This is a genomic window from Streptomyces sp. NPDC001594 (genome assembly GCF_042893675.1).
Taxonomy (GTDB): Bacteria; Actinomycetota; Actinomycetes; order Streptomycetales; family Streptomycetaceae; genus Streptomyces.
In genome coordinates, this window is the sequence record NZ_JBIAVB010000006.1 from 280,881 (window position 1) to 301,674 (window position 20,794).

General features: G+C 71.4%; 16 protein-coding genes. 8 read left to right on the forward strand and 8 right to left on the reverse strand.

Annotated elements, in window-relative coordinates; translation table 11 throughout:
- Nucleotides 1-72: 72 nt before the first annotated feature.
- Entirely contained in the window at nt 73-729 is a 657-nt protein-coding gene (locus ACFY0O_RS15145) for a superoxide dismutase (RefSeq protein WP_358896061.1), read from the forward strand.
- A gap of 121 nt (nt 730-850) precedes the next feature.
- On the opposite strand, the gene ACFY0O_RS15150 is transcribed toward ACFY0O_RS15145, so the two are convergent.
- Nucleotides 851-1,498 carry a DsbA family protein gene (locus ACFY0O_RS15150; RefSeq protein ID WP_388947078.1) on the reverse strand — a complete coding sequence of 216 codons (648 nt, stop codon included), beginning with the start codon at nt 1,496-1,498 and terminating at the stop codon, nt 851-853.
- Nucleotides 1,499-1,649: 151 nt separating this feature from the next.
- On the opposite strand from ACFY0O_RS15150, the gene pepN (ACFY0O_RS15155) reads away from it, so the two are divergent.
- Both pepN (ACFY0O_RS15155) and ACFY0O_RS15160 read left to right on the forward strand, forming a co-directional pair.
- A complete protein-coding gene (pepN, locus tag ACFY0O_RS15155; RefSeq protein ID WP_388947080.1) occupies nt 1,650-4,196 on the forward strand; it encodes an aminopeptidase N in 2,547 nt (848 codons plus the stop codon).
- Nucleotides 4,197-4,364: 168 nt separating this feature from the next.
- On the forward strand, nt 4,365-5,327 hold the full coding sequence (locus ACFY0O_RS15160; protein ID WP_388947082.1) for a hypothetical protein: 963 nt from the start codon (nt 4,365-4,367) through the stop codon (nt 5,325-5,327).
- Here ACFY0O_RS15160 and ACFY0O_RS15165 read toward each other — a convergent pair.
- Nucleotides 5,303-6,232, reverse strand: coding sequence for a pyridoxamine 5'-phosphate oxidase family protein (locus ACFY0O_RS15165; protein WP_388947084.1), 930 nt, complete (start codon nt 6,230-6,232; stop codon nt 5,303-5,305). The genes ACFY0O_RS15160 and ACFY0O_RS15165 overlap by 25 nt on opposite strands.
- Before the next feature lie 23 nt (nt 6,233-6,255).
- Entirely contained in the window at nt 6,256-6,714 is a 459-nt protein-coding gene (locus ACFY0O_RS15170; RefSeq protein WP_388947086.1) for a VOC family protein, read from the reverse strand.
- Between the two features lie 132 nt (nt 6,715-6,846).
- Between ACFY0O_RS15170 and ACFY0O_RS15175 the strand changes: the two genes are divergently transcribed.
- Both ACFY0O_RS15175 and ACFY0O_RS15180 read left to right on the forward strand, forming a co-directional pair.
- Nucleotides 6,847-7,416: a CGNR zinc finger domain-containing protein gene (locus ACFY0O_RS15175; protein ID WP_388947087.1), complete on the forward strand. Its 570-nt coding sequence runs from the start codon at nt 6,847-6,849 to the stop codon at nt 7,414-7,416.
- A gap of 272 nt (nt 7,417-7,688) precedes the next feature.
- Nucleotides 7,689-11,021, forward strand: a complete 3,333-nt coding sequence (locus ACFY0O_RS15180; protein WP_388947089.1) for a S8 family serine peptidase — start codon at nt 7,689-7,691, stop codon at nt 11,019-11,021.
- 80 nt (nt 11,022-11,101) lie between these two features.
- On the opposite strand, the gene ACFY0O_RS15185 is transcribed toward ACFY0O_RS15180, so the two are convergent.
- Nucleotides 11,102-12,583 (reverse strand): M28 family metallopeptidase, encoded by a 1,482-nt coding sequence (locus ACFY0O_RS15185; protein ID WP_388947091.1) that lies wholly within the window; start codon nt 12,581-12,583, stop codon nt 11,102-11,104.
- A gap of 262 nt (nt 12,584-12,845) precedes the next feature.
- Here ACFY0O_RS15185 and ACFY0O_RS15190 point away from each other — a divergent pair, with 262 nt between their 5' ends.
- Nucleotides 12,846-13,874: an aspartate-semialdehyde dehydrogenase gene (locus tag ACFY0O_RS15190; protein WP_358896052.1), complete on the forward strand. Its 1,029-nt coding sequence runs from the start codon at nt 12,846-12,848 to the stop codon at nt 13,872-13,874.
- Nucleotides 13,875-14,030: 156 nt separating this feature from the next.
- Nucleotides 14,031-16,619, forward strand: a complete 2,589-nt coding sequence (gene pepN / locus ACFY0O_RS15195; RefSeq protein WP_388947093.1) for an aminopeptidase N — start codon at nt 14,031-14,033, stop codon at nt 16,617-16,619.
- 102 nt (nt 16,620-16,721) lie between these two features.
- On the opposite strand, the gene ACFY0O_RS15200 is transcribed toward pepN (ACFY0O_RS15195), so the two are convergent.
- The 3 genes from ACFY0O_RS15200 to ACFY0O_RS15210 form a co-directional block, all read right to left on the reverse strand.
- Entirely contained in the window at nt 16,722-17,627 is a 906-nt protein-coding gene (locus ACFY0O_RS15200) for a LysR family transcriptional regulator (protein WP_388947095.1), read from the reverse strand.
- Nucleotides 17,628-17,637: 10 nt separating this feature from the next.
- On the reverse strand, nt 17,638-18,582 hold the full coding sequence (locus ACFY0O_RS15205) for a DMT family transporter (RefSeq protein ID WP_388947097.1): 945 nt from the start codon (nt 18,580-18,582) through the stop codon (nt 17,638-17,640).
- Between the two features lie 171 nt (nt 18,583-18,753).
- Nucleotides 18,754-19,674: an EamA family transporter gene (locus ACFY0O_RS15210; protein WP_388947099.1), complete on the reverse strand. Its 921-nt coding sequence runs from the start codon at nt 19,672-19,674 to the stop codon at nt 18,754-18,756.
- 176 nt (nt 19,675-19,850) lie between these two features.
- Between ACFY0O_RS15210 and ACFY0O_RS15215 the strand changes: the two genes are divergently transcribed.
- Nucleotides 19,851-20,360, forward strand: a complete 510-nt coding sequence (locus tag ACFY0O_RS15215; protein WP_358896046.1) for a MarR family transcriptional regulator — start codon at nt 19,851-19,853, stop codon at nt 20,358-20,360.
- 190 nt (nt 20,361-20,550) lie between these two features.
- On the opposite strand, the gene ACFY0O_RS15220 is transcribed toward ACFY0O_RS15215, so the two are convergent.
- Complete coding sequence (locus tag ACFY0O_RS15220; RefSeq protein ID WP_358896045.1) at nt 20,551-20,790, reverse strand: hypothetical protein; 240 nt, start codon at nt 20,788-20,790, stop codon at nt 20,551-20,553.
- Between the last annotated feature and the right edge of the window lie 4 nt (nt 20,791-20,794).

A 20,794-nucleotide genomic window follows, 5' to 3' on the forward strand; every position in this document is an offset into this window, starting at 1 on the left:
AGATACTGCTAGCGTGCAGTTGCGCATTAATTGCAATAAGCGATTGGCACGCTGAGGGGACCGGATACACGCATGGCCATCTACACGCTTCCTGAGCTTCCTTACGACTACGCGGCGCTCGAGCCGGTGATCAACCCGCAGATCATCGAGCTGCACCACGACAAGCACCACGCGGCCTACGTCACGGGCGCCAACACCACGCTGGAGCAGCTGGCGGAGGCCCGCGAGAAGGAGAACTGGGGCGCGCTCAACGGGCTCGAGAAGAACCTGGCGTTCCATCTCTCCGGGCACATCCTGCACAGCATCTACTGGCACAACATGGCCAGCCCCAAGACCGGCGAGGGCGGCGGCGAGCCGACCGCGGCCGACGGGGTGGGCGACCTCGCGGACGCGATCACCGAGTCCTTCGGCTCCTTCGAGAAGTTCAAGAAGCAGCTGACCTTCGCGTCCTCCGCGACCCAGGGCTCCGGCTGGGGCGTGCTGGCGTACGAGCCCGTCAGCGGCCGCCTGGTCGTCGAGCAGGTCTACGACCACCAGGGCAACGTGGGCGTCGCGAGCACCCCGATCCTGGTCTTCGACGCCTGGGAGCACGCCTTCTACCTGCAGTACAAGAACCAGAAGGTGGACTTCATCGAGGCCATGTGGAACGTCGTCAACTGGCAGGACGTGGCCAAGCGCTACGCCGACGCCAAGGCGAACACCCCGCTGCTGATCCCCGTCAAGGGCTGACCGGCACCCGCGGACCGCCCGCCTCGTGATCGTCTTCTCAACCTTCGCGTGCGGGCGTGCAGAGCGGAAGACCCCCGTGAGGACATGACTCACGGGGGTCTTCTGTGTGCGGGGGCGCGGACTACTCGAAGGACGGGCCCTGCGTACGGGTGCGCTTGATCTCGTAGAAGCCGGGGATGGAGGCGACCAGCAGGGTGCCGTCCCACAGGCGGGCGGCGGCCTCGCCGCGCGGGGCCGGGGTGACGACGGGGCCGAAGAAGGCCACCTCCTCGCCGTCGGCGCCGGGCACGGAGATCACCGGGGTGCCGACCTCCTGGCCGACGCGGTCGATGCCGTCGTTGTGGGAGTCGCGCAGCACCTCGTCGTACTCGTCGGAGTCGGCGTAGGCGAGCAGCTCGGCCGGCAGGCCGACCTCCTCCAGGGCGTCGGCGATGACCTCGCGGGTCGCGCCGCGGTCCTCGTTGTGGATCTTCGTGCCGAGGGCCGTGTACAGCTTGCCGGTGATCTCCTCGCCGAACTTCTGCTGGGCGGCGACCACCACGCGCACCGGGGCCCAGCCCTTGGGGCCGAGGAGCTCGCGGTAGCGCTCGGGGAGCTCGTCGAGCTTGTTCTCGTTGAGCACGGCCAGGCTCATCACGTGCCAGCGGACCTCGACGTCACGGACCTTCTCGACCTCCAGCATCCAGCGGGAGGTCATCCAGGCCCAGGGGCAGAGCGGGTCGAACCAGAAGTCGACCGGGGTCTTCTCGCGCACCTGGGTGTCGGTCATGTCTCTCCTCGCATCGCATCGCGGTCACATCGGGCGTCTCGGGGCGTGTTCCTTCTGGCCAACCGGGCCGGAACCGCACGCATTCCCTCCGTGGGAGGATTCGACCGAAGAAGCGATCACGCACGAAGAGATCCGCACGAAGGAGTGCCACGTGCCCGGTGAGAATCTGTCCCGTGACGAAGCCCGCGCGCGGGCCGAGCTGCTGTCCGTCGACGGGTACGAGGTGGTCCTCGACCTGAGGTCCGCGGTGGACGAGGCCGAACCGGCCGAGGGCCCCCGGACGTTCCGCTCGGTGACGACCGTGCGCTTCCGTGCCGCGGTCCCGGGCGCCTCCTCGTTCGCCGACCTGATCGCCCCCTCCGTGAACGCGGTCACCCTCAACGGCCGCGCCCTGGACCCGTCCGCCGTCTTCGACGGGGCGCGGATCGCCCTGGACGGCCTGGCCGCCGAGAACGTCCTGGTCGTCGACGCGAACTGCGCCTACAGCCGCACCGGCGAGGGCATGCACCGCTTCGTCGACCCGGAGGACGGCGAGGTCTACCTCTACACCCAGTACGAGCCGGCCGACGCCCGGCGGGTGTACGCGAACTTCGAGCAGCCCGACCTCAAGGCGCCCTACCGCTTCGAGGTGGCAGCCCCCGAGGGCTGGACGGTGTGGAGCAACGGCGCGGAGGAGTCCCGTGAGGGCGGGGTGTGGCGCTTCGCCGAGACCGCGCCGATCTCCACGTACATCACCTGCGTGGTGGCCGGCCCCTACCACTACGTCACGGACACCTACACGCGCGGGGACCTGACGATCCCGCTGGGCGCGATGTGCCGCAAGGGGCTGGCGAGGCACTTCGACGCGGACGACGTCTTCCTCGTCACCAAGCAGGGCTTCGACCTCTTCCACGAGATCTTCGACTACCCCTACCCCTTCGGGAAGTACGACCAGGCCTTCGTCCCCGAGTACAACCTGGGCGCCATGGAGAACCCGGGCATGGTGACCTTCCGCGAGGAGTACATCTTCCGCGGCAAGGTGACGCAGGCCTCCTACGAGCGGCGCGCCAACGTCATCCTGCACGAGATGGCGCACATGTGGTTCGGCGACCTGGTCACCATGAAGTGGTGGGACGACCTGTGGCTGAAGGAGTCCTTCGCGGACTTCATGGGCTCCTTCGGGCTGGTCGAGGCCACCCGCTTCGACCAGGCCTGGGTCACCTTCGCCAACAACCGCAAGGCGTGGGCCTACCGGGCCGACCAGCTGCCGTCCACCCACCCGATCACGGCCGACATCCGCGACCTGGAGGACGCCAAGCTGAACTTCGACGGGATCACCTACGCCAAGGGCGCGGCCGTGCTCAAGCAGCTCGTCGCGTACGTGGGCCGGGAGGCGTTCCTGGACGGCGCGCGGCGCTACTTCAAGGCGCACGCGTACGGGAACACCACCCTGGACGACCTCCTGTCGGTGCTCGGCGAGGTCTCCGGGCGGGACATGGCCGAGTGGTCGCGGGCCTGGCTCCAGACCGCCGGCGTCAACGCGCTGACCCCGCAGGTCACCACGGACGCGGCCGGCCGGCTGACCGAGCTGGCCGTGGTCCAGGAAGGTGACGAGCTGCGCCCGCACCGGGTCGCGGTGGGCCTGTACCGGCTGGAGGCCGACGGTTCGCTGGTGCGCTACGCGCGCGCCGAGGCCGACGTGGCGGGCGTGCGCACGGTGGTCGGGGAGCTTGCCGGGCTGGAACGGCCCGACCTGGTGCTGGTCAACGACGACGACCTCACGTACTGCAAGATCCGCTTCGACGAGGCCTCGCTGGCCACCCTCCGCGGCCACCTGGGCGACCTCACCGACCCGCTGGCCCGCGCGCTGTGCTGGTCGGCGCTGTGGAACCTGACGCGGGACGCGCTGATGCCGGCCCGGGACTTCCTCTCGCTGGTGCTGGCCCACGCGGGTCGCGAGAGCGACGTCGGCGTGCTCCAGCAGCTGCACGCGCAGGCCCTGAGCGCCGTCACCCACTACGCGGCGCCCGGGTGGCGCGAGCAGGGCGGCCGGGAGCTCGCGGCGGGCGCGCTGCACGAGCTGCGGCTGGCCGAGCCGGGGTCCGAGCACCAGCTGACCTGGGCCCGCTTCTTCGCGGCGAGCGCGGCCAGCGAGGGCGACTTCCAGCTGCTGCTGGGGCTGCTGAAGGGTTCGGCCCGGATCGACGGGCTGGAGGTGGACCAGGAGCTGCGCTGGGACTTCCTGCTGCCGCTGGCCGCGCACGGCGTGGTCGACGAGGCCGTGCTCGCGGCCGAGCTGGTCCGCGACGACACCGCCTCGGGCAAGCGGCACCAGGTGCGCTGCCTGGCCGCGCGGCCGTCGGCGGCCGTCAAGGACCAGGCGTGGGCGGTGGTGGTCGAGTCGGACGCGCTGTCGAACGCGCTGGTCGAGGCGACCATCAGCGGGATGCAGCAGTCCTCGCAGCGGGAGTTGCTCGCGCCGTACGCGGAGCGGTACTTCGAGGTGATCGAGCGGGTCTGGGCGGAGCGCTCGATCCAGATCGGGATGGACGTGGTGAAGGGGCTGTACCCGATGCTCCAGGACTCGGCGGCCACCGTCGAGGCGACGGACGCGTGGCTGACGGCCCGTCCGGACGCGGCCCCGGCGCTGCGCCGCCTGGTCCTGGAGTCCCGCGACGACCTGGCCCGAGCCCTCCGGGCCCAGTCCCGCGACGCGTAGCCCTGGAGGCCGCCGCTGCGCGGGGCTACTCCCCGCGCAGCGGCGCACCCGGAACCGGCGGAGTCATCGGCAGTCGAACGCCCGTACTTTAGCCCCGTCTTGTCCGGATTTGTCGACGAACGTGTAACAGGCGTTAGCAAGGCCATGGCCTGAGGGAATCACCGCGTCATGAACCAGAACGCACCCCTCCCCCTCGCCCACCTCACCGCCAGCCGCCCCCGCGTGCTGACCCTCGCCCAGCTGCGCGAGCACGGCGTCAGTGCCGCCGAGGCCGCCGGGCGGCCGTGGCAGCAGGTGCTGCCCGGGGTGTTCCTGCTGCACGCCGGCCCCGCGACGAGCGAGGAGCGCCTGCACGCCGCCCTCCTGTACGCGGGCAAGCGCGGCAACGGCGAGGCCATGATCACCGGGCTGGCCGCGCTCGCGCTCTACCGGTTCTCCTCCACCCCCGCCCTGCTCTCCCTCTCGCACATCGACGTCCTGGTCCCGAACACCCGCCGGCTGCGCTCCACCGGCGACGTGCGCATCGTGCGCGCCCACACGCCGCCCCGGCCGCTGGAGGTGACCGGGGTGCCCGTGGCGCCGGTGGCGCGGGCCGTCGCCGACGCCGTCGCCCAGCTGGACGACGCCGCCGCGGTGCGCCGCATCCTCAGCGAGGCCGTCCGCGCCGGACACTGCGAACCGGCCGCCGTCGTACGGGAGCTGACGGTGGCCCGGCTGCTGAACCGGCCGCACGTGATCGACGCCGTGGAGTCCCTGCTGGCCGAGGGCCGGGCCATCGCCGAGGACCGGCTGTACCAGCTCGTACGGGGCTACGAGCTCCCCGAGCCCGTCTGGAACGTGGACCTGCGGCTGCCCGGCGGCCCGCACCTGGGCGGGGTGGACGCCTACTGGCCCGAACAGGCGGTGGCGATCGAGATCGACACCCGCGCCCCGCGCCAGGGGGAGGACGAGGACTTCGCCGAGGCCGTCCGCAAGCGGGAGACCCTGGAGCGGCTCGGCGTGACCGTCCTCTACCTGACCCCGCGCAAGCTGCGCGACTGGCCCGAGCAGCAGGCCGCGGTCGTCCGGACCGCCCTGACGGCGTCCTGCGACCGCGAGCCCGCCGCCTACCTGGTCGTACTCCCCCGGTGAGGGGTACCCGGGACGGGCGGGGCGGGCGGGACGGGCGGGTTCGCCGGGGAGTACTCCGGGGCGCTCCAGCGCAGCCGCCCCGGATGCAGGCTCTGCACCACCGCCTCCACCCGGAACCGGACCTCGCGGCCCCCGTCGGCGCCGAACTCGGTCCGGGCCCGCCCGCTCAGCTGGAGCAGCCCGCCGCCCTCCCAGTCGGGGAAGAGGAGCCCGGCCCGCTCGTCGAGGGCGAGGTTGCCCAGGGTCAGGAACATCGCGTTGCCCGGGTAGTCAGGCCAGCGCAGCTCGGTGGGCGAGAGCACCTCCACGAAGCCCGGCATGCCGCCCCGGTGGCTCGCGTCGGCCCCGCCCGCCCCCGCCGTGGTGGCGATGAAGAAGGTGTCGGCGGCGCGGACGGCCCGCTCCTGGTCCGGGGCGAGCGCCGCGGAGCGCCGTACGGTGCCGGGGCCCTCGGCCACCAGCTCCAGCGGCTCCCGCTTCTGCAGGTACTTCGGGCAGTTGGAGAAGACCTCCTCGGCCGCCACCGCGAAGCCGCCGGGCGTCACGGCGAGGGTGCCGTTGAGCCGCATCCGGCGCCGGGTGCGCGGGTCGAGGGCGATGGTGGCGACCCGGGTGCCGTCGGCGGCGAGCGCCCCGGCGAGCGGGTCCCCGTCCGGCAGGCCGCCGCGGACCGCGATCCGGTCCGGTCCGGTGGCCCGGACGAAGCCCGGCGGGCCGGTGAGCAGCGAGGCCCACAGCCGTCCCGCGCCGTCGGCGGCGCCGACGACGAGGTGGGGCTGGAGCGCGAGGAAGGCGGCCGCCACGTCCCGGATGCCGGCTCCGATGGAGCGGCCGACGTGCTCGGCGAGCTCGCGCACGCCGACCCGTTCCTGGATGGCCAGGGAGCCCTGGTGGTACCGGTCCATGACGGCCCTCACTTCCTGAACTTTTAGAAGAAACCGCAGGTGGGAGCGGATTCGACCGGGGCGGGAGCACCCTCGGCGCCGGTCGGCACGGAGATCTCCAGACGGGTGCCGTCCGGGTCGTGGAAGAAGATCCCGCCGGAGGCCGCGCCCTCGCGGTGGGCGACGACGCCCTCGTAGGCGAAGTCGACGCCCAGGCCGCGCAGCCGCTCCTCGTACGCCCGGACCTCCTCGATCGCCCCGGCCGAGAAGGCGAGGTGGTGCAGTCCGGCCGCCCGCGGGGCGTACGGGCCGTCCGCCTGCTGCCAGAGGGTGAGGACGAGCTCGCCGTCCCGGCCCAGGAAGGCGAAGCGGCGCCCGTCCTCCTTGCCCTCGCCGAGCAGGCCGAAGCCCAGGGCGTCGCGGTAGAACGCGAGCGAGCGCTCCATGTCGGTGACGTTGAGGCCCACGTGCCCGGTGCGCAGGGTGCCGACGGTGGTGGTCATGAGGGTTCCTTCCCCGAGGAATGCCGGCCCGTCCGGCGTTCTAACCTTCTAAACTGAGATTAATAGTTAGAGGTCCACCCGTCAACCGGCCACGTACCCTTGAGGGGTTAGCGGTGCGAGGAGGAGGCGGACATGACGGAAGTACCGACGACGGACCCCCGTCCGCTCACCGGGGAGCCGCTCGCCCTCGACCTGGTGAACACGCGCTGGAGGCCGCAGGGCGTACCCACCGACCTCTTCGCCGGGGCCTTCGGCCTGAGCCGGCTGGAGGGGCTGGCCCTCTGGCTGGAGAGCACGGGGCTGGACGACCGCTTCCGCGCCGACAAGTCGACCCTGGTCCACCTGCTGACCGCGCGCGAGGCCCTCGCCCGCGCCATCGCGGACCCGGCCGACGCCGGCGCCCGCGAGCTGGTCGACGCCGTGCTGGAGCACGGCCGCATCCGGGCCACCCTCACCGAGGAGGGCCCCGGCGAACGGGCCGAGTTCGACGACCCTTCCTGGGGTCCCGCCTGGATGGCGGCGCGCAACTACCTGGAACTGCTGGGGTCGGCGGCCGGCCGGATCCGCAAGTGCGCCTCGGAGACGTGCATCCTGCACTTCCACGACACCTCGCGCAACGGCACCCGGCGCTGGTGCTCGATGGCCGTGTGCGGCAACCGCGCCAAGGCCTCACGGCACTACGCGCGCACGCGCGAGCGCTGAACGGACGGAATCTGTCACACCCGGGGTGAGAACAGACCCTGACACACCCCCGTCACAAGGCCTGTAAGTCGATAAATCCACTCCCTGCCGCGACCAGTCGCCCCGGCTTGCCCCGGCATGTTCCCGATGGCGGAAACCCCACCCTGGCGGGTGTCCGCCATGTCAGGTCTCGGTCAATGACAACCTTCCCCAAACAGCTGTCACTTGCGCAAAGCTGACCGGTCATCCGGCACCGAAATCCGGACCGTATCGATCTCTAGCCAGGGATGCTGATGACCCTCGAATCCCCCAGCACCACCGGGGCCATACCCGGCGCCCGGCGCGCGGCCCGCGTCGCGGCGGCCGCGGGCCTGGTGGCCGCGCTCTGCGCCACCGGCGCCGTTCCCGCCTTCGCGGCGGCCGGCGACAACCCGTCGGCCCCGGCGCCGGCCAAGTCGGCCGACCAGAAGCTCGGTTCGGCGGACGCCGAACTGCTCCAGGAGGCCAAGGCCAAGGGTGACGCCACCGTCACCGTCATGGTCGCGACCGCCCCGGGCCAGACCAAGCAGGTCGCCGACCAGCTCGACGCCGTCCAGGGCGCTTCGGTGGGCCAGACGTACGACAAGCTCGGCTACGTCCGCGCCACCCTCCCCACCGACAAGGCGGAGGCGGCGCTGAAGGCGGCCGCCAAGCTGGAGTCGGTGCACGGCATGGACCTCAAGCAGGAGATCCAGCTGCCGGACCCGCGCCCGGACTCGGGCAAGGACGGCTCGGGGAAGAAGACCGCGGCCGAGACCTACCCCGGTCCGGACAAGAACACCCCGGCGAAGAACCCGTACAACCCGTCCTTCGAGACCGGTGCGGTGGACTTCGTCCAGAAGAACCCGCAGGCCGACGGCCGCGGCGTCACCATCGGCATCCTGGACTCGGGCGTCGACATCGCCCACCCGGCGCTGCAGAAGACCACCACCGGCGAGCGCAAGATCGTCGACTGGGTCACCGCGACCGACCCGATCCTGGACAACGACGCCACCTGGCGCCCCCAGGTCACCCCGGTCACCTCCACGGGCGGCACCTTCACCGCGGGCGGCCAGAGCTGGAAGGCCCCCGAGGGCACCTTCCAGTGGAGCCGCTTCAGCGAGTCGATCACCGCCAACGGTGACATGAAGGGCGACGTCAACCGGGACGGCGACACCACCGACAAGTTCGGCATGCTGTACGACCCGGTGGCCGGCACCGTCCGCGTGGACACCGACCAGGACGGCGACTTCACCAACAACGAGCCGATGAAGCCGTACAAGGACGGCTACCAGATCGGCTACTTCGGCACGGACAACCCGGCGACCGACGTCGCCGAGCGGATCCCCTTCGTGATCCAGATCCGCAAGGACGTCCCGATGGACCCCTTCGGCGGGGACTGGGTCGGCAAGAAGGCCGACTTCGTCAACATCGGCATCATCGAGTCCGAGCACGGCACGCACGTCGCGGGCATCACCGCCGCCAACAGCCTCTTCGGCGGCAAGATGAACGGCGAGGCGCCGGGCGCGAAGATCGTCTCCTCGCGCGCCTGCTCCTGGTCCGGCGGCTGCACCAACATCGCGCTGACCGAGGGCATGATCGACCTCGTCGTCAACCGCGGCGTCGACATCGTCAACATGTCGATCGGTGGTCTCCCGGCGCTGAACGACGGCAACAACGCCCGTTCCGAGCTGTACAAGAACCTCATCGACACCTACGGCGTCCAGCTCGTCATCTCGGCGGGCAACGAGGGCCCCGGCGTCAACACCATCGGCGACCCCGGCCTGGCCGACAAGGTCGTCTCGGTCGGTGCCGCGGTCTCCAAGGAGACCTGGGCCGCCAACTACGGCTCCGGCGTGACCACGAAGTACAACATGTTCCCCTTCTCCTCGCGCGGTCCGCGTGAGGACGGCGGGTTCACGCCGACCATCACCGCCCCCGGCGCGGCCATCAACACCACCCAGACCTGGCTGCCCGGCAGCCCGGTCAAGGAGGCGGGCTACAGCCTGCCGGCCGGCTACTCGATGCTCCAGGGCACCTCGATGTCCTCGCCGCAGGCGACGGGCGCCAGCGCCCTGCTGATCTCGGCCGCCAAGCAGGCCAAGATCACCCTGCCCCCGGCCAACCTGCGGGTGGCGCTGACCAGCACCGCGAAGAAGATCGACGGCGTCCCGGCGCACGCCCAGGGCGCGGGCCTCATCGACGTCAACAAGGCGTGGGAGTCCATCCAGCGCGGCGCCAAGGCCAACGAGTTCACGGTCAAGGCCCCCGTCGACACCGCGCTCGACCAGTTCCTGAAGACCCCGGGCTTCGGCACCGGCCTCTACGACCGCGAGGGCGGCCTGAAGGTCGGCCAGAAGAAGGTCTACGACGTCGTCGTCACCCGCACCACCGGCCCGAAGTACGGCACCCGCCACGACCTGAGCTGGCGCAACAACGACGGCACCTTCAAGGTCGTCGGCGGTGGCGGCTACGACTACGTCACCCTGCCGCTGAACAAGCCCGTCACCATCAAGGTGGAGGCCAACGTCAAGTCGGCCGGCGTCCACAGCGGCATCCTGCAGCTCGACGACCCGACCACCGAGGGCATCGACAAGCAGATCCTGGCCACGGTCGTCGCCTCCACCCCGCTGGCGCAGCCGTCGTTCTCGCTCTCGGACACCTCCTCCGTGCAGCGCAACAGCCACAAGTCGTACTTCGTGACCGTCCCGCAGGGCGCCAAGACCCTTGAGGTCGCCCTCGGCGGACTCGCGGCGGACAGCCAGACGCGCTTCATCTCGATCCACCCGTACGGCACGGGCGTCGAGGACAGCGCCACCACCCAGTGCTACCCGAACTACAACAACCCGGCCAACAAGTGCCGCCCCGACCTGCGTTCCTACGACAACCCGCAGCCGGGCGTCTGGGAGATCGAGGTCGAGTCGCGCCGTACGTCGCCGCTGCTGGACAACCCGTTCAAGCTGGACGTCTCCGTCCTCGGCGCGGGCTTCGACCCGGCGGTCAAGGTCCTGCCCGAGGTCAAGCAGGGCACCCCGGCCCCGGTCCAGTGGACCGTGAAGAACACCGGCGCGGCCATCACCGGCGGCAAGCTCCAGGGCGGCCCGCTCGGCTCCGCGAAGGTCGACAAGCCGACCATCGCCGCCGGCGAGACCAAGACCACCGAGGTCACCGTCGGTGAGGGCGTCTCCCGTCTGGACGTGGGCATCAACCACACCTCCGACGCCGCCGCCGACCTCGACCTCGAGGTCTACAAGGACGGCGTGAAGGTCGCCTCCTCGGCCGACGGCGACTCGGACGAGTCCGTGAGCATCGACAAGCCCGCCGCCGGCACCTACACCATCAAGGTGATCGGCTACGCGGTCCCGTCCGGCTCCACCACGTACGACTACCGCGACGTCTACTTCTCGTCCGCCCTGGGCACCGTCCAGGTCGACGAGGCCGCCGCGGTCAACCTCGCCAACGGCGCCTCCGCGCAGGTCTCGGCGAACGTCCTGGTCTCCGCCGCGGCCCCCGAGGGCCGTCAGTTCTTCGGCCAGGTCCAGCTGCTCAACGGCCGCGGCACCGCCGCGGGCACCGGCAGCGTGCAGATCGACAAGGTCACCCCGTAAGGGTCTGACCCGGTAACACCGAGGGGGCGGTGCTCGTACGAGCACCGCCCCCTCGGGCGTTCCCCCCTCGGGCCCCGCCCCTACCTGCCGAGCGAGCCCAGCGACTCGGCGTACGTGCCCACCGCGTACGCGATCACGTCGAGGTTGGTGTCGAACGCCTTGAGGTCCAGGTTCTTCAGGGTGTCCCCCGCCCCGTGGTAGTTCGGGTCGTACGGGGCCCCGGCGGTGCCGCCGTAGCGCTTGGCCTGCTCGGCCGTCTTGACCCCCTCGGCCCCGGTGAAGGTGCCGCCCGCCGGGATGCCGTTCTCGATGAAGGGGCCGTAGTCGGAGCGGCCGTCGAAGTCGCTGCCCTCGTGCGGCTTGCCCTTCTTGTCCAGGAAGCCGTTGATCAGCGACTCGATCTGCGCCGAGCCGGCCGGGCCGGCGCCCGCGCCCGTCTTGTCGGAGTCGTCTCCGTCGTAGACGAACTGCACCGGGTTCGGCGAGGCGATCATGTCGAAGTTCAGGTAGAGGGCGATGTCCTTCTTCTGCTTCGGCGACAGCTGCGCCACGTAGTGCTCCGAGCCCAGCAGGCCCAGCTCCTCCGCCGACCACCAGGCGAAGCGGACCTTGTTGGCGGGCCCCTTGCCCTTCTTGTTGGCGCCCTCGTCGGCGAGCTTGAGGGCGACCTCCAGGAGGCCGGCCGAGCCGGAGCCGTTGTCGTTGATGCCGGGGCCCTCGGGGACGGAGTCCAGGTGCGAGCCGACCGTGACCACGCGGTCGGCGCGGCCCCCCTTGGTCTCGGCGATCACGTTGCGGGTGGTCTTCTTGACGTGCTCCTGGTCCAGGTCCAGGCGGACCTCCACCTCGCCCTTCGCGGCGGCCGCGGCCAGCGCCTCCCCGTCGGCCAGGGTGAGGCCCGCGCTCGGGATGATGCCGTCGGAGGGGGAGGAGAACCCGCCGCGGACGGGCGTGGTGCCGCTGTGGTTGTAGACGATCACGCCGACCGCACCGGCCGCCGCGGCGGCCCGCTGCTTCTCCACGAACGTGCACGCACCCCGCTTGACCAGGGCGATCTTCCCGGTGAAGGCGCCGGCCGGGTAGTCGTCGGCGGTGCAGCCCGGGGTCTCGTCGACCCGGGCCAGGGCCAGCGGGGCGGTCAGGCCGCCGGCCGGGGTGGACTTGGTGAAGGTGAAGGCGGCGGTGGCCAGCTCGCGCGGCTGGTCACCGAGGACGGTGGTCTTCTCCGTCTTCGTGTGCGCCTCGTAGATGTCGAAGTCCTGGTAGGAGACCTCGTAGCCGGCCTTCTTCAGCGTGTCGTGGACGTAGGCCGCCGAGGCGGCGTGGCCCGGCGTGCCCGCGGCCCGGTTGCCGCCGTTGGCGTCGGCGATCTGCTGGAACTTCGCCAGGTGGCGGTAGGCCCCGCGCGCGGTGACCTCCTCGACCAGCTCCCTGGCGAGCTTCCCCTCCCGGGGATGGGCCGCCGCCGGGGTGGCGGTCAGCAGGACGGGCGCGGCGACGGCGGCGGCCGCGAGGGCGGCGAGGGCCGGTATGGACCGGCGGTGGTGGCGGGTGGTCCGCATGGTGGTCTTTCCCCCCGGGGTGACGGTTTCGGATTCTGGTGCGCCGCGTCCGGATAACGATCACGGCTGAACGGAAACTAACCGGACCCGACCAGGCAAAACGGACTTTCGGGGGCCCTGAAACACGCCCGTCACGGACTCGTCGCGGAGGTTCACGAGCCCGCCACTGTCCGCGCCTCGGACAATGGATTGGACAACCCTCGTGGGGTCGAACGCATGATGGCCTCACGCGCCCGCGTCGTACGCACCAGAAGGAGTCACCGTGAGGGTCGGAATCGTCGGAGCCACCGGACAGGTCGGCGGAGTCATGCGCAGCATCCTCGCCGAGCGGAAGTTCCCGGTCGACGAGCTGCGGCTCTTCGCCTCGGCCCGCTCCGCCGGCTCGACCCTGGAGTGGCAGGGCCAGGAGATCACCATCGAGGACGCCTCCACGGCCGACTACTCCGGCCTGGACATCGTGCTCTTCTCCGCGGGCGGCGCCACCTCCAGGGCCCTCGCCGAGAAGGTCGCCTCCCAGGGCGCCGTCGTGATCGACAACTCCTCCGCCTGGCGCGGCCACCCCGAGGTCCCCCTCGTGGTCTCCGAGGTCAACCCGCACGCGATCAAGAACCGCCCCAAGGGCATCATCGCGAACCCGAACTGCACCACCATGGCCGCGATGCCCGTGCTGCGCCCCCTCCACGACGAGGCCGGCCTGACCGCGCTGATCGCCACCACCTACCAGGCCGTCTCCGGTTCCGGCCTGGCCGGCGTGGCCGAGCTCAAGGGCCAGGCCTGCGCGGTCTCCGAGGCCGCCGACCAGCTGACCTTCGACGGCGGCGCGGTGGACTTCCCCGAGCCGGCCGTCTACAAGCGCCCCATCGCCTACAACGTGGTCCCGCTCGCGGGCAACCTGGTCGACGACGGCAGCTTCGAGACGGACGAGGAGCAGAAGCTCCGCAACGAGTCCCGCAAGATCCTGGAGATCCCGGCGCTCAAGGTCTCCGGCACCTGCGTGCGCGTCCCCGTCTTCTCGGGCCACTCCCTCCAGGTCAACGCCCGCTTCGAGCGCCCGATCAGCGTCGAGCGCGCCTACGAGCTGCTGAAGGACGCCCCGGGCGTCGAGCTGTCCGAGATCCCGACCCCCCTCCAGGCGGCCGGCCGCGACGCCTCGTACGTGGGCCGCATCCGGGTGGACGAGACGGTCGACAACGGCCTCGCGCTGTTCCTCTCCAACGACAACCTCCGCAAGGGCGCGGCGCTGAACGCGGTGCAGATCGCGGAGCTCGTGGCCGAGGAGCTGCGCGGCTGACGCCCGCGGCGCGGCAGGGGGCGGCGGCGGTGACGGCGCCGCCCCTTTCGCATGCGAAAGGGGGGCGTCCTGTTCGCCCCTGGATTACTCCTGCGCGGTGGCGGCCCCTGCATGGAAGGATGACGGGGCAACGTCACCATCAAAGGAGATGAACGCGTGCCTGGCACGAATCTCACCCGTGAAGAGGCTCAGCAGCGGGCGAAGCTGCTCACCGTCGACTCGTACGAGATCGACCTCGATCTCAGCGGCGCGCAGGAGGGCGGCACCTTCCGGTCCGCGACCACCGTGCGCTTCCAGTCGGCCGAGGCGGGGGCCGGCACCTTCATCGACCTGATCGCGCCGGCCGTGCACGAGGTCGTGCTGAACGGCAAGGCCCTGGACGTGGCCGCCGTCTTCCGCGACTCGCGCATCGCCCTGGACCACCTCGCCGCCGGGGCCAACGAGCTCCTCGTCGTCGCGGACTGCGCCTACACCAACACCGGCGAGGGCCTGCACCGCTTCGTCGACCCGGTCGACCAGCAGGCGTACCTCTTCACCCAGTTCGAGGTGCCGGACTCGCGGCGGGTCTTCGCCAGCTTCGAGCAGCCCGACCTCAAGGCGACGTTCCGGTTCACCGTGACGGCCCCCGAGGGCTGGACGGTCGTCTCGAACTCCCCACGGGACATTTCCGACGGGGCGGATCCGAAGGACCGCGTGTGGGCCTTCGAGCCGACCCCGCGCATCTCCACGTACATCACCGCGCTGATCGTGGGCCCGTACCACGCGGTGCACAGCTCCTACGAGGGCAAGGACGGGCAGGTCGTCCCGCTCGGCGTCTACTGCCGTCCGTCGCTCGCCGAGTTCCTCGACGCCGATGCGATCTTCGACGTGACCCGGCAGGGCTTCGACTGGTTCCAGGAGAAGTTCGCGTACGACTACCCGTTCGCGAAGTACGACCAGCTCTTCGTGCCGGAGTTCAACGCGGGCGCGATGGAGAACGCCGGTGCGGTCACCATCCGCGACCAGTACGTCTTCCGGTCGAAGGTGACGGACGCGGCGTACGAGCTGCGTGCCGAGACCCTCCTGCACGAACTCGCGCACATGTGGTTCGGCGACCTCGTCACCATGGAGTGGTGGAACGACCTGTGGCTGAACGAGTCGTTCGCCACCTACACCTCGATCGCCTGCCAGGCCTACGCCGAGGGCTCGAAGTGGCCGCACGCCTGGACCACGTTCGCGAACTCCATGAAGACCTGGGCGTACCGTCAGGACCAGCTGCCGTCCACGCACCCGATCATGGCCGACATCCGTGACGTGGACGACGTCCGGGTCAACTTCGACGGCATCACCTACGCCAAGGGCGCCTCGGTGCTCAAGCAGCTCGTCGCGTACGTCGGCATGGACGCCTTCTTCAAGGGCGTGCAGGCGTACTTCAAGGCGCACGCGTTCGGCAACACGCGCCTGTCGGACCTGCTGGACGCCCTGGAGGAGACCTCGGGCCGCGACCTGACCGCCTGGTCGAAGGCGTGGCTGGAGACGGCCGGCATCAACGTGCTGCGGCCGGAGATCGAGACGGACGGGGAGGGTCTCGTCACTTCGTTCGCCGTCCGCCAGGAGGCCCCGGCGCTGCCCGCGGGCGCCCAGGGCGAGCCGGTGCTGCGCCCGCACCGCATCGCGATCGGCCTGTACGACCTGGACGGCGGCAAGCTGGTCCGCACCGACCGGATCGAGCTGGACATCGACGGCGAGCTGACGGCGGTGCCGGAGCTGGCCGGCCGGGCCCGTCCGGCGGTCGTGCTGCTCAACGACGACGACCTCTCGTACGCCAAGGTCCGCCTGGACGAGGTCTCGCTGGCCAACGTCACCGCGCACCTGGGCGACTTCACCGAGTCGCTGCCGCGGGCGCTGTGCTGGGCGTCGGCGTGGGACATGACCCGTGACGGCGAACTGGCGACCCGCGACTACCTGGCGCTGGTGCTGTCCGGCATCGCCAAGGAGTCGGACATCGGTGTGGTGCAGTCGCTGCACCGCCAGGTGAAGCTGGCCATCGACGTGTACGCCGACCCGGCGTGGCGCGAGCAGGGCCTGGCCGCCTGGACGCAGGCCACGCTGGAGCACCTGCGCGCGGCCGAGCCGGGCAGCGACCACCAGCTGGCGTGGGCGCGCGCCTTCGCCGCGACGGCGCGCACCGGGGAGCAGCTGGACCTGCTGGGCGCGCTGCTGGCCGGTACGGAGACGGTCGAGGGCCTGGTCGTGGACACCGAGCTGCGGTGGGCGTTCCTGGAGCGGCTGGCCGCGACGGGGCGCGCCGACGAGGCGGAGATCGCGGCGGAGCTGGAGCGCGACGCCACGGCGGCGGGCGAGCGCCACGCGGAGACCGCGCGCGCCGCGCGTCCGACGGCGGAGGCCAAGGCGCAGGCCTGGGCCGCGGTCGTGGAGTCGGGCGGCCTGCCGAACGCGGTGCAGGAGGCCGTGATCGGCGGCTTCGTCCAGAGCGACCAGCGGGAGCTGCTCGCGCCGTACGCGGCGAAGTACTTCGCGGTGGTCAAGGACATCTGGGAGAGCCGCAGCCACGAGATCGCGCAGCAGATCGCGGTCGGGCTGTACCCGTCCCTCCAGGTCTCCGCGGAGACCCTGGCGGCCACGGACGCCTGGCTGGCCTCGGCCGGGCCGAACGCCGCCCTGCGGCGCCTGGTGTCGGAGTCCCGCTCGGGCATCGAGCGCGCCCTGAAGGCCCAGGCGGCGGACGCGGCCGCCGGCGCCTGACGGTACCTGCGCCGGTGCCCCGGCCCGCTTCGGCGGGCCGGGGCACCGGTGTGAGGTCACAGGGCGGTGTACTTCATCCGGCCCCCGCAGAGCTTCGTCATGTCAGGCCGTTCGACGCGCGGCCGCCTCCCCCAGCGCCCGCACCACCGCGGCCAGCGCCGGGGCGGCCTCGGCGCCGCGGCGGGTGGCGGCGAAGACGTGCCGGGTGGGGCGGTCGTGGGCGAGGACCCGGACGACGACGCCGGACGCCCGGCTCGACACCATGCGGGGGACCAGCGCGACCCCCATGCCCGCCTCCACCATGGCCAGGATCGCCGTCCAGCCGGAGGCCGAGTGGGCCTGTCGGGGCAGGAAGCCCGCCGCCTCGCACGCGCTGCGGGTGATCTCCGACCAGGGGCCGCTGCCCCCGTAGATCCAGCGTTCGGCGGAGAGGTCGGCCAGGCGGACGAGGGGGGTCCGGGCGAGGGGGTGCTCCGGGGGGAGGGCCACGTCCAGGGGGTCTTCCAGGAGGGTGAACCTGGTGAAGCGGGCGTCGGTGGGGCCCGGGGTGTGGGCGGCCAGGGAGAGGGCCAGGTCGACGGCTCCGGTGGAGAGCAGGTCGTACGATTCCGCCGCGTCGGTCTCACGGATGTGGACCGCGACGCCCGGGTGGTCCCGCTCCAGCGCGGCCACGGCCGGGACGACCAAGGAGGGGATGGCGGTGGAGAACGCGCCCACGCGGACCTCGCCCACCTCCCCCGCGAGGTAGCCGGCCAGTTCGGCGTCGGCGCGTTCGAGTTGGGCGAAGACCGCTTCGGTGTGGCGCAGGACCAGGTGGGCGGCGTCGGTGAGGCGGACGCCCCGGCCCTGGGCCTCCAGGAGGACGACGCCCAGTTGGCGGGCGAGGTTGGTCAGCTGCTGCGAGACGGCCGAGGGCGTCATGTGCAGCGCCTCGGCCGTCGCGGTCACGGTGCCCCGGTCGGCCAGGGTCCGCAGGATCCGCAGCTTCTTGATGTCCCAGTCGGTCACGTGGGTGAAGTTACCGGCGGGCCGCGCTGGCCAGGGCCACCCCGCCCAGGATCAGGCCCATGCACAGGAGCTGGGCGGGGCCGGTCCGCTCGCCCAGGAGCAGGAGGCCGAGGCCGGCGACGCACACCGGCTGGAGGTAGTAGACGACGCCCGCGCGGGCCGCGCCGATCAGCGAGACGGCCTTGTTCCAGGAGAAGAAGGCGACGGCGGAGGAGAAGACGCCCACGTACAGGAGCGGGCCGACCGTACCCGGCGTGGCCGCGAAGCCGCCCTGGACGTTAAGGGATATGGCGTACGCCGGGGCCAGCATCAGGGCGCCGAGGACGAAGGTGGTGATCAGGAAGGCGAGGCCGCCGATCTCGGCGGGCTTGCGCTTGAGCAGGGCGCTGTAGGTGGCGAAGGAGAAGGCCGCCGCGAACATCCAGAGGTCGCCCGCTCCGAAGTCGAGGCTCAACGAGCCGCCGCCGACCAGGAGGAGGACGCCGAAGGCGGCCAGCAGCATGCCGAAGACGCGCCGGGCGCCGAGCCGTTCGCCGCCGAGGCGGGCGTAGAGGGCCATGATGACCGGCGAAGCGGCCATGATCGTGCCCATGTTGGAGGCGGAGGTGGTCAGTCCGGCCTGGTGGACCAGGGTGTTGTAGAGGGTGACGCCGAAGAGGGTGGCCAGGCTGATGTAGCCGATGTGCTTGCGGATCAGGGCCCGCTGCTGCCATGCCTGGCGGGCGGCGAAGGGGGTGACCGCCACGGCGGCGATGATCCAGCGCCAGAAGACGGCCTGGACCGGGGGGACGGTCCCGGACATGCCGCGGGTGGCGACGAAGCTGCCGGACCAGACGACCGTGGCCAGCAGGGCGAGGAGTACGCCGAGTCCCACGGCCCCCTTCGTGCCCGTGCTGCTCGTGGTCTGCTGCCGGTCCTCTCGAGATGCGGTCCGGGCGCGGTCCGTGACGGCCACTTCTGGTCTCCCCTTTCGGCGGTGCGGGTGTGGTGGTCATACCGTCGCACCGCTTGACCGTCCAGGTCCATCGAAAGATTTCGACGAGTTGATTCAGGAGAAATGAAAGATCCCCGGGAGGCCGGGGGAGGACCTCCCGGGGAGACCGGGGGATGGAGCGGAGCCGAGGGGTCAGGCGACCTGGACCTTCGGGGTCTCGGGGAGCGGGAGTTCCGCCGGCTCGGCGGCCTTCGCCTTCGGTGCACGGCCCGGGAGCTGGCCGAAGACCGTGGCGCCGAAGGCGATCACCATGCCCAGGACCTGGACCGGGCTCAGGGCCTGGCCGAGGGCGGCCCAGCCGATGACGGCGGCGGTGAGCGGGGAGAGCGGGCCGAGCAGCGTGACCGAGGTGGCGGAGAGCTTGCCGATGCCGCGGAACCAGAGGAAGTACGCGGCGCCGGTGTTGATCAGCATCATGTAGCCGTAGCCGAGGAAGGCCTTGCCGTCGAGGGCCGGCGGGGCGCCCTCGATCAGGGCGGCGATCGGGATGATCACCAGTCCGCCCGCGGTGAGCTGCCAGCCGGTCACGGCCAGCGGGCCGACGCCCTCGGGGCGTCCCCAGCGCTTGGTCATCACGGTGCCGGCGCCCATGGAGGCCGAGGAGACGATGCCGGCGATGACGCCGACGAGGTCGAGCTGGGCCTGGGAGGTGAGGACCACCATGCTGACGCCGAGCGCGGCGACCACCGCGGCGAGCACGTTGCGCAGCCGGGCCCGCTCGCCCAGCAGCAGGGCGGCCAGTCCGACGACGAACAGCGGGCCGGCGGAGCCCAGGACCGCGGCGACGCCGCCGGGGAGGCGGTAGGCGGCGAGGAAGAGGAGCGGGAAGAAGGCGCCGATGTTGAGGGTGCCGAGGACCGCCGACTTCCACCACCAGGCACCCTTGGGGAGGGCCCGGGAGAGGGCGACCAGCAGGAGACCGGCGGGCAGGGCCCGCATCGCGCCGGTGAACAGCGGCCGGTCCGGCGGCAGCAGCTCACTGGCGACGAAGTAGGTCGAGCCCCAGGAGACGGGGGCGAGTGCGGTCAGGACGATGGTGGTGACTCGGTTCACGGTCACTCACTCCTCGGGCAGGTGATGGGTCCGGCGGGCGGGGCTCTGGCCGCGACCTACTCGGGGGCCCGTCCCGGCCTCCCCGAGTAGGTCGCTCGTAAGTAGCTTAGCACTAAGCTACTTTTTGGCAAGCCACTTTCTTGTGGGCGAGTAAGCGGAAGCAGATACTTGCGGGTATGACCGCACTGAAGAAGGACATCGCCAAGGACGCCGTCGATGCGATCACCGACCAGTGGTACGCGGTGCGCCCCGACCTCGACACCACGCCCATGGCCGTCTTCGGCCGGATCTACCGGATCTCGAAGGCCATGGGAGACGCGGTGGAGCGGGCGTACAACCGCCATGGAGTGTCCCGCGGGGAGTTCGACGTGATCGCCACGCTGAGGCGATCCGGAACCCCGTACACGCTCTCGCCGCGGCAGCTGTCGGCCACCCTGATGCTCACGACGGGCGGTATGACCGGGCGCCTGGACAAGCTGGAGAAGGCCGGGCTGCTGACCCGCAGCCCCGATCCGCACGACCGGCGCGGGCTCCAGGTGACCCTCACGGAGCGGGGCCTGGCCCTCGTGGACGAGGCGGTCGCCGACGGCATCGAGGTCAACCGGGCCGCTCTCGCGGACTTCGGCCCCGAGGAGGTCGAGGCGCTCGGCGGGCTGCTGCGCAAGCTCCTCGCGGACATGCCCTGAGCGCGACGGGCCCGGGCGTCCCGCGGCCCGGCGCCCCGAGGCGCGGCGTCGTGCGTCCTGCGTCCTGCGGCGCGGCCTGCCGCCTCCGGGTACGCCAAGGCGCCGGAGGTCGCCACGGCGCCGGCTCATGCCGGCTCCGCGGACCTCCGGCGCCCGGAAGTGCTGGGTGCTGGGACCGCCCGGGGGCGGGTCAGCCCTGGTTCTGCTGCTTGCGCGACTTGTCGCCGACCATCACGAGGCCCGCGATGATCAGGAAGATCACGATCGGCAGGGCCACGTACAGGCCGAGCGTCTCGCCGATGCTCAGTCCCTTGCCCGGGTCGTCGCCGTCGTCGCGGGTGAGCGCGAGGGCGGGAGACGTCATCAGCAGCATCATCAGCGTCGTTCCGGCCGAGACGGCGCCGGCGCGCAGAGCGTTCTTCTTGTCCACGGTG

What these genes read in the sequence shown, in the direction of transcription:
- ACFY0O_RS15145 (WP_358896061.1), top strand. Translation starts at nt 73, where the DNA reads ATGGCCATCTACACGCTTCCTGAGCTTCCTTACGACTACGCGGCGCTC.
- ACFY0O_RS15150 (WP_388947078.1), bottom strand. Translation starts at nt 1,498, where the DNA reads ATGACCGACACCCAGGTGCGCGAGAAGACCCCGGTCGACTTCTGGTTC.
- ACFY0O_RS15160 (WP_388947082.1), top strand. Translation starts at nt 4,365, where the DNA reads ATGAACCAGAACGCACCCCTCCCCCTCGCCCACCTCACCGCCAGCCGC.
- ACFY0O_RS15165 (WP_388947084.1), bottom strand. Translation starts at nt 6,232, where the DNA reads ATGGACCGGTACCACCAGGGCTCCCTGGCCATCCAGGAACGGGTCGGC.
- ACFY0O_RS15170 (WP_388947086.1), bottom strand. Translation starts at nt 6,714, where the DNA reads ATGACCACCACCGTCGGCACCCTGCGCACCGGGCACGTGGGCCTCAAC.
- ACFY0O_RS15175 (WP_388947087.1), top strand. Translation starts at nt 6,847, where the DNA reads ATGACGGAAGTACCGACGACGGACCCCCGTCCGCTCACCGGGGAGCCG.
- ACFY0O_RS15180 (WP_388947089.1), top strand. Translation starts at nt 7,689, where the DNA reads ATGACCCTCGAATCCCCCAGCACCACCGGGGCCATACCCGGCGCCCGG.
- ACFY0O_RS15185 (WP_388947091.1), bottom strand. Translation starts at nt 12,583, where the DNA reads ATGCGGACCACCCGCCACCACCGCCGGTCCATACCGGCCCTCGCCGCC.
- ACFY0O_RS15215 (WP_358896046.1), top strand. Translation starts at nt 19,851, where the DNA reads ATGACCGCACTGAAGAAGGACATCGCCAAGGACGCCGTCGATGCGATC.